This is a genomic window from Oleiphilus sp. HI0086 (assembly GCF_001635225.1).
This window is the reverse complement of record NZ_LWFZ01001266.1, coordinates 1-685: the sequence shown is the minus strand read 5'-3', so window position 1 is coordinate 685 and position 685 is coordinate 1. Positions and strand designations below refer to the sequence as shown.

General features: G+C 42.2%; 1 pseudogene. It reads left to right on the top strand.

Annotated elements, in window-relative coordinates:
- Window positions 1-581: pseudogene (locus A3756_RS21895) on the top strand (nitrite/sulfite reductase); the annotation flags it as partial.
- Window positions 582-685: the final 104 nt, after the last annotated feature.

Sequence of the window (685 nt, the reverse complement as noted above, 5' to 3'; positions counted from 1 at the left end):
CAGACATGGCTGATAAGTATAGTTTTGGTGAAGTCCGTGTAACACACGACCAGAACATTGTTCTTGCAGACGTTCCTCAGAATATGTTGTTTGAATTATGGAGTGAGGCTAAAGCAGCTGGTTTTGCAACGCCTAACCTTGGCATGATTACAGACATTATTTGCTGCCCAGGCGGCGACTTTTGTGGCCTTGCAAACGCCAAATCAATACCAGTAGCTGAGCAGATTCAAATCAAGTTTGATGATCTAGATTATGTCTATGACATCGGCGAGATCGATTTAAATATATCAGGCTGTATGAACGCTTGCGGTCATCACCATGTGGGTAACATTGGAATTCTCGGTGTTGATAAGCGCGGCGAAGAATTCTATCAGGTATCTCTAGGTGGAAACTCGGGTAAAGATGCCGCCATTGGCAAAATATTAGGCCCGTCCTTCGCTAGAGCTCAGATGCCTGAAGTCGTTGAAAAGATTATCAACGTTTATATTGAAAACCGAACTGAAGAAGAACTGTTTATTGATACATTCCGTAGAATTGGAATGCTACCTTTTAAGGAGCGCGTATATGCCAAGGCTGATTAAAGTAGATAAGATTGTCGATGATGCGTGGCAAATTCTAGATAAAGGTTTTTCAGGCAAGCTTGAGCAGAGCCAGGTATTTGTTCCCTTAAACTATTTGCTTGAAA